The 8,426-nt window shown below is 42.7% G+C and carries 6 protein-coding genes; 3 read left to right on the forward strand and 3 right to left on the reverse strand.

The annotated features are described in order from the left end of the window. The coding region (locus tag H6G28_RS35745; RefSeq protein ID WP_199333022.1) for a hypothetical protein at positions 1-1,566 on the forward strand (1,566 nt) is incomplete at its 5' end. 540 nt (positions 1,567-2,106) lie between these two features. Here the strand turns inward: H6G28_RS35745 and H6G28_RS35750 are convergent. The 3 genes from H6G28_RS35750 to mobV all read right to left on the reverse strand — a co-directional run bounded on the left by H6G28_RS35750 (position 2,107) and on the right by mobV (position 6,007). Further along, a complete protein-coding gene (locus H6G28_RS35750; RefSeq protein WP_190678009.1) occupies positions 2,107-2,586 on the reverse strand; it encodes a hypothetical protein in 480 nt (159 codons plus the stop codon). Between the two features lie 547 nt (positions 2,587-3,133). Beyond that, entirely contained in the window at positions 3,134-3,841 is a 708-nt protein-coding gene (locus tag H6G28_RS35755; RefSeq protein ID WP_190678012.1) for a hypothetical protein, read from the reverse strand. 408 nt (positions 3,842-4,249) lie between these two features. Further along, the gene (mobV, locus tag H6G28_RS35760; RefSeq protein WP_190678015.1) at positions 4,250-6,007 is read right to left on the reverse strand and encodes a MobV family relaxase; all 1,758 of its coding nucleotides are present in this window, start codon (positions 6,005-6,007) and stop codon (positions 4,250-4,252) included. A 340-nt stretch (positions 6,008-6,347) separates the two neighbouring features. Between mobV and H6G28_RS35765 the strand changes: the two genes are divergently transcribed. Then, a complete protein-coding gene (locus H6G28_RS35765; RefSeq protein ID WP_190678019.1) occupies positions 6,348-6,860 on the forward strand; it encodes a hypothetical protein in 513 nt (170 codons plus the stop codon). A 275-nt stretch (positions 6,861-7,135) separates the two neighbouring features. Beyond that, entirely contained in the window at positions 7,136-7,972 is an 837-nt protein-coding gene (locus tag H6G28_RS35770) for a DUF6753 family protein (RefSeq protein ID WP_190678022.1), read from the forward strand. Positions 7,973-8,426 lie beyond the last annotated feature (454 nt).

Below are 8,426 nucleotides of genomic sequence, written 5' to 3' on the forward strand. Positions count from 1 at the left end.
CTGTATGTTACCACAGATAGCAAAGCCACCAGCAAGGCAACAGCGCGACTTCTACAGAAAGCCATTCCAGAAATCAGAATCCTGTTAATTAACTCCGAAACTAGCGGCAATACCGTTGAAAAACGGTTTATGAAAACACCCGATGCAGTATTAGGCGAAGGATTATATGACGTAATTATTTGTACTCCCACAATCGCCACGGGAGTCAGCATTGAACTAAAAGATGTGATTGAAAAAGTCTATGGGATTTTCACAGGCGCATCATCCACCGACGCGGATATGTCTCAATCTTTAATTCGTGTGCGCGACACAGTAGAGCGTGTGGTTTGGTGTGCCAGACGTGGTACAAATTACTGTAAAGTTTCGCGCTCAACCAATTCTCTCGAAATTAAAAACCAATTAAAACAAAGAACTGATGCCACCGTTAGCTTAGTTCGTTCCAACCTCAGACCTGACGTTGTGGAAGAAATTGCTAATTACAATTGGCAAGATAACCCCCATGTTAATCTCTATGCCCGGATTAGTGCCGAGCAGAATTATTCGATGATGAATCTGAGGGATGCGCTATTAATTCGACTCAAACACGAAGGGCATCACATCAAAATCGATCAGCGACAATCCCAAAAAGCAGTCACAATGCTGTTAAAAGAAGCCAAAGATGAAATTCAATTGCTTGAAGCACAAAATATAGTAGCCGCCGCCGATTTAACTTATGCAGAGGTGGTTGTTTTAGAATCCTTAGAAGCCATCTCGCCAGAAGATACACTAGCGATAACAAAGTTTTATCTCAAAGACTTTTACTGCTTAGACGAGCTAACAGTAGAAGATGTGCTGTGGGATAAAAGCGGCCAACGACGCGGAGAATTGCTCAACTTAGAGGCGCAACTAAACCCGGAATTATCACTCGATAGAACAACCCTATCATTAGAAAAACAAGCGAATTGGAACCAAGGTGTTTGCCCTTGGGATATTTCCGGTACAGCACTGCGGCGACAAATTCGAGAAGCAATAGGATTAAATGATTTTTTAGATCCTCATAAAGAATGGACGAAAGCCGACCTCAAACCCTACGCAGATAAAATACGTCTTTATGCTCCAGAAATACTCACTCACCTCAACCGCACCATCAGCGAAAAAATGAGTGATATGCAGGTTGTACATCAGCTGCTCTCGCAGTTCGGAATTAAAATTGCATTTCGTTGGTCGAGGTTTGAGCCGGGTTTTGAAAAGCAGAAAATCAAAGTCTGCCGACTTGATGCTGAGGTATGGCACAGCTTGATGTCCGTTTTAGAGAGACGCGCCACACGACGCGAACAACTTCATGAGCATGGTGAATTGTCTGGATCTGGTATGCCTTTTAATACTAAAAATACTCTGGGAGATCCAAACCAATTTAAACCCGAATCTATTGCTATGGAACTAATTGGCTGTGTTGTGACAGTGGTTGGAGTTGACGACCAATTTCAGGTTCAGAGCTTGACTCTAGACAATAGAGCTAGATGCAATAACTTAACTAACAATGCTGTCATTTTGCATGACATTTCTGAACTCATACCAGTGGATTAAATGTGAAATAAACCCTATAAATTGTTGAATGACTGACCCAGGCATTGGCAAGGTGTCTTTAAGGTGTGGCACAGTAACAGCACATTAAAAATAATGCTGACCCATGTACAGGCAAGGTGTCAGTAATGTGTTCCACATGGAAGGCACATTAAAACTACTGCTAATCCAATGTACAGGCAAGATGTCAGTAATGTGTTTCACATGGCAAGCACATTAAAAATAATGCTAATCAATGTACAGGCAATGTAAAAGGACAGTGCTTGCTGTAGCGACAACGATTTTTCAAGCATTTCAGCCTTTGACTGAAAAAATTGCCATAGATTTACCATGAATTTGCCATGAAACTACCATAGATTTACCAAGGATTTAACATAACCTTGACATCTCAAACTTTGACCGCCCAAGACTTTTACATGAAAGTTACATGGATTTACCATAAAACTGACATAGATTTCCCATAGATTTACCATAAAACTGCCATGACACACTGAACAGTTTTATTACCCAAAAATTGCCATACTGAGAAAAGCCTTTTTTAAATTAACCCTGCCCTTGTGCATTGGACTGCGGCGGGAAAAATTTTGGACGCTCACCACTACCCAACTGCCAGCCAGTGACTTTAGCCAAATATTTCTCTTCTGTCGTCCGTTCAGTTTCAGCCAGCCGCTTGAGGGTGGTAGCGGTCAAGTCCAGACGACGCATGATTTCGGTTTTACTCAACCCCTCCCTAGCTTCCTTGACCGAGTAGAGGAACTTACCACCCTCAATGCTAGTGTTCTCTGCTAAATGCTCCTCAACCCCACTAGCGAGGCTGATAGCTCCAGCTGCAATCAGGGCTGACCTGAGTTGCCGCATCTGCTGTTCTAGCTGGTTCAGCCGAGGGGGAAGATTCTCTTGTTCTAGTGCAGCCACCCTTGGCCCAAGGTCGATATCTCCCAGAGGGCGACCATCTTGTTTCAGGAAGTGTTCGACAATCAGCGACACAGCAGAAGAGACAGAACGCTGGTAATTGTCCTCCATCCAGCTTTTGAGTAGCTCATGCACATCCTTTGGTAAATAGACTGTGACTTGTACGCTCTTGCTATCAGCCTCTTCCATACATTGCCCTCACAGCTAGTCAAGGTGTTTACAATGTGCCTGTACAGTGGAATGCTTTATTTAAACATTGTCTATACTGCACTCTCCCTTATTAGTAATGTACCAAGTACTGTTAAGTGCTGTACTACAGCATTGTTTAATACTGTTATTTACAGTATTAATAACTTGCCATAACCTGATAACGCATTATTGGCACATTACTAATACTGCTTAACAAGGTGCTGACAATGTGCCAACAAGGTGGAACACATTAAACTAACATTAATAATAATGCTAATTGCCCAAAATGCTTGTCCGGCGGTGAATACAGCTTTCATGTCATAGAGCCATTGCTTGACCGAGAAGATTGGAGATTGAAGATAGCAGATTGCAGCCTTTATGTTTTTGGTACAAGCCCCGCCGCAAGGGGCAGGAATAAATCTAAAATCATCAATCTCAAATCTACAATCGGCAATCTACAATTGTTTGACTATTTACCTCTAGCAGTGACACCTTTCTCATAGTCCAAAGTGTAGACACCAGTAGCGCGTAGCACTCGATACCACATTCTCAACTGACAACCAGTAGAAAGTGCTTTACTCACATTCATCTTTGCTATCTTTAACTGTTCAGGGGGTAAATCGCCATAGATGTCGCGGACAATCGCATCAATGTGCAGATGCAAATCAGGACGGCGGCGCATCAGAATCAAAATGGCATTTTGTACAGAATAGTCTTGAAATTCGGGCAGTAGTGGTAAAGCGGTAGGCTTTCTTTTAGTACCAAGTTTGGGGATATCAGAAATATCGACTTGGGTGGTAATTGAGTCAAGAGATTTATCTTCTTTTTGTGTTGGTTCGCTATGGGTGGTAGGTGAAGTTTTATCACTAATTGCTGAATTATTTATTGCTGTGTTTTCAAAAGCAATAGTGGACTGTTCAATATACTCACCAGAAAAATCTTCTTCATCTTCTTGAGCTAAATTTTGCTGAAGAAATGCTTGGGGAGAGTGAAAATTAGACAAACCTCTAGAGGTAGAATACATCTGTTCTTCTGTGGCGTATCCTGTGATGAGAGCGTCTAGAGCATTCATCTGGTTGTGAATCAGCTTGAGGCGACGTTCCAACTCAGCAGCTTCTAGAACATAGCGTTCACGTTCGGCTTCTAAAAATCTAAGAATCGATGAATATTCAGCCATAGGAATAATTAATTGTCTTTGAGGTAACAGTGGAGTGGAAAGTAAGGAAGTTTTTGTACAGGCTCACGTTCGGGTAATCAAACAGAGAGCCTATCGCTTTGTGTGTAAGCAGTGCAACGAAGTGGTAGAGCGCATCTGCTACCCATCCCAACCAAAGTATTGTGAGCGTTGTCGTCCACCAAAATCTACATCAAACAAACCCGACACTCCTAAGTTAGTCAAATCCAAAAAGAAACTGCCCATATCAAAAACTGATGATTTAAGAGTAGTGGGTGAGTGAAGAAAGCAGGGGAAGCCGGGGAGAAGAGGCAAGGGTGCAGGGGTGCAGGGGTGCAGGGGAGAATGAAGGTACTCTCTCCCCTGCCCCTCCGCTGACCACAACGCAAAATTCACTTGGCAGACTACTACTCAAAGACTAAAACCCCGGTGCTGTTGTTTTCTGGGTTGCTGCTGTCGTCGCTGCTGTTGCTGTTGTTCAAAATTGAGGTAATTCTTCAACTCCTCATTCCAGTCCTTAGCATTAGGGACTTTGGCGACCGAATTAGGCAACACAGACATGACCTTTTGTGCCAACTCAAGACCCGCTTCGTCATGATCATAAGCAACAATCACAGACTTAGCAGGCAACGCCCGTAAAAAATCCACAGGCACATGGCCAGCACCATCTGTAGATAAATAAAGAGTCCGGCGTGAATCTGTACGTTCTAAAACAGCAATTGACATCGCATCAATCGCAGATTCCACCAGTACCGCCCGTTGAACTGGGTCACTAGACTGTCCCCCGCGCAGGAAATAAAACCAGCCATCAGACCGCTTAGAACCACGAGCTAACCCTTTAAAAGTATTGTCTGTCCCCGCCGTTCCTCGCAGAAATGCACCAGTGATTGTTTGACCATCCAGAGAACGGCGAAGGAACACAGCATTTTGTTTGTTATCTGCATATATCAACCCCTGCTCATGCAGGGCATCAACCAAACTACTAGGCAATTTACGCTCAGTTCTCAGATAATTCCTCACCTGCTGCCATTTCTCAGCATCAACAATAGGGGGAGTAAATTGAGGAACTGGTTGAGTTAAAACAACATCCTTGGCATAGTAACGGGTGGCTTCTAACATTGCACCTTCACCCAGACGGTCATTCAGCCAAGTCACAGCCTGTTTAAAGTCATATTGGTTAACGTGCATCACCAAATCAATTGCGCCACCACCACCTTTAAGAGCCTTCCAGTCATAAAACTTGCTGCCAGTAATGTTGATAATGTGTTCAGTGTTATGCCATTTATGTTTATCCTTGGGGTCTGGTTCTAAACCAAGTTGATATGCAACTTCTGCCAGGGGAAAATCCCGCACAGTATTAGCTAAATCCTGATATTTTTGCTGCCAATTAGCAGCTGATTGTTTTTGCTTGTTAACCTCTGCTAATGCCTGAGATAGTTGCAGTTGTAATTGTTGATTCTCCTGGGCAAGATGCGCCGCAGTCTTCTCCATAACTGCACTTTTTTTCAATGCCCGTTGTCTATCAGCTACCTGTTGTTTCATCGTCTCGGTATCGAGATTAATCTCAGGAGCTTTGTTAATAGCTGAGTAATACTGTTGGATTCTTGTATGCTTGGCTAAACTGCCTTTAATCCCCCGTTCAAGTCCCAAGGGAGCCACCGCTTCAGCAAAACTATCTTGCAGTTCACTCAGGCGATGACGACTACCACCAAGTAAAGCGCGACAGTTGAGTTTACCCTTTTCATCCAGAGGAACCATATAAGCATGGATATGGGGTGTAGATTCATCAAGATGTAATTCGGCTCTAACAATGCGGTCGCCGTAGGAATTGATCAGCCATTCACAGGCTTTCTTCTGGAAGTTCTTTAGTCGTTGTTGATGATAATATCCGGCTCTGCTTGGGTCATCGGGTCGAAAGTATTCTGGGCTGGCAGTCAGCAGAAATTCAACAGCCATCACAGCATTCTTACGAATTGTCTGATTGCCAATTTTCTCTCTCACAATAGTTTCGAGATTGGGGGTGTTGATGCTGTCCGGCTCTCCAATAATGCGAATATTTTCTTTGGTTGGATCTGCGTTGGGGGTGTAGCGTTCCCGATTGGTGTGTCTGCCCGACCCACCAAGAGAGCCAGCCTTGAGTTTCTGGATTCTACAGATACCGTATGCCATACCCTCTCTCTTTCCCAGTAGTTGTAATTACTGTAACCCAAACGAGTATACTGGGGGTATGCCCCGCAGGGCGAACGAACAATTTTGAGCGCAGCGACCCCGCTAGGGGCAAAATTGTGGAGTGAGTAACAATATAACTACGCCTCCCACCACACTCTTTCAGTAGCTCCGGCGCGAGTTTTGGGGGCTAAACCTACTACTGGGAAAAGGAAGACCTCTGGGCTAACTAAGTGGTTATGGGGTCTTTGATTACGTTTGGTTAACAGAGATTATTTAAGAAAATGCTGTTCTGCTTGTAATGGTAGGATTAGTTTGATTTTTATGTGTTGTCACAAAACCAATGGTACGCACGAAACCAGGACAGAAGATTCCACTTGATAAGCTGCAAACAACTTTATCAGAACTGGATAAGCTCGAAGAGAAGAACAAAGATGAGCTATCACTACGAGAAAGTGTTTACTTTTTGAGAGAAAAGTTACAGGCAGCTTTGAAGAAGGGATATAGCTATCAAGACTTATCAGAAATACTAGAGAAACAAGAAATCAGTATTTCAGCAGCAACGCTGAAGCAATATTTGACTGAGATTGAGAAGGAGAAAAGTTCAAGGAAGCGAGGAAATAAATCAGGGAAAGTTAAAGCGAGTACTTCGGAAACTGCGACAGTCACAGAATCAGCAGCAGGACAAACAACAGATGGGGTAACTGAAGAACCTCCACAACCAGAAGCAGAAAAAGAGCAGTCATCAGTAGAGAGTACACAAGCATTGGGAAAATCTGCCTCTAGGAGTAAGCGACAAACTCAAAAACCTGCTAAGTCAGATGCAGATATTGCATCTGAGTTTAATCAGTATTAGATATGGGGTTTATGCTGACGAGATATTTCAGACTAATGAGTGTAGTGCTGTGTGGTACTTTGTCAGCAATTTCAAAGATTAGTTTTGAGAAAGTTGTATAAGGTTTTATCTAAAGTATGTATAAAGTTTAGATATAAGTCTGTCAAAAAATTTGATAGGTATATCTGAGATTTTTTGAGAAAAAACAGTATAGACTTTTGTAAGCGTTGACCGAGCATTACTAGCAAAATTTCTCAAGCTGGCTGAAGTTACTTTTGAAAAATTAGGTATCTAGTATGAAAAGTCTAAATAACAAAACGCTAGAAGTATTAGATATGTGCTTGGCTGGGGAGTCTCCAGAAGTTAAGGCGAAAGTATATCAGATAATCCAGGTGAGTGAGCTAGACCCATCAGACCCGATGTTTTTGGTACTGGCACTGACGGGACAGATGCGGGTGTTGTTAGAAACGGCTCCTTCGGAGTTAGCTGAATTGATGAATGAGTATAAGTCTCAAACAGAGTCGAGTATAGAATCAATTCAGCAAGCAATAGGTGAACTAAGCTCTACTCAAGAGAGGCAGGCGAGAGTCATTAGAGGAAATTTAGAGTCAGTGAGTGAGGGCTTTGCAGATGGAATTAAAGAGGTAGGTATGGCGACTGTCTCGGCTATATCTGAGGCGAATAAAGAGACACTAAGCCAAGCAACTGCGGCGGCAAGAGAGGCAGCGCAGTTAAGAGAAGAAATTGCTTTACTACGTCAGGGTGTGAGGCAAGAGAGAGAAACTTGGACGAAACAAATACAAGTTTTGATGGACAAAGTATCTGAGCCAATTGAAAGTCTTAAGTATACAACTCAACTTGCATCTTTAACGAAACGAGAGGTGGAAAAGTTTCAAGAGAAGGCGATTTGGATGCAGGTGTTTCAATGGTTTACGCCACTGACGGCTTTGGCGGTGACTGCTGGGGCTGGGTTTGTTTGTGGTCTGGCTGTGATGTTGTTTAAGTACAATAATGACCAAAATACTTTGGGGCGGAATTTAGTTGAGTGGAATATTGACAGGATTATTAAGTGTCAGCAAAGTAAAAAGCATCAATGTAATCTTTGGCTTGTGACTCCGCCGGAGCAGAGGTAGTGATTTGGATTTCTCAATTAAGAAAGCCTTGTAGGGGTAAAAGTGGCCAAGCTGTCACAAGCCGCCATGCAAGCCCTAAAATCCTTGCATTATAAGGATTTCAGAAAATTTTTTCTGTTTTGAGATACCGACAGCATTTGACGTACCAAAATACTCTAGGAAGGGCTGTACCAATTCAACCATCCCATCTTTTTGAGCCTGAAACCCTTATGGCTACGTAACAAAATGCTGTGCTAAATAACTTAGACTTCAATTGATACATCTAAAACAAGCTTTTTCTCCGTTTTTTGGTAAAAAGAGCAATTTTATTTTTGCAAGTCTTTCCTAGCAAGACTTATAGCTGTAGCGAACTGCAAACATCCAGGGCTAAAACTGCAAACAAGGCGATTTTGAAACCACATTATTTGCAAATAAGGTTCTGCTCAAAACGACATTATTTGCAAATGAAACTGCA

Source organism: Nostoc sp. FACHB-190 (assembly GCF_014696905.1).
In the GTDB taxonomy this organism is placed as follows: domain Bacteria; phylum Cyanobacteriota; class Cyanobacteriia; order Cyanobacteriales; family Nostocaceae; genus Nostoc_B.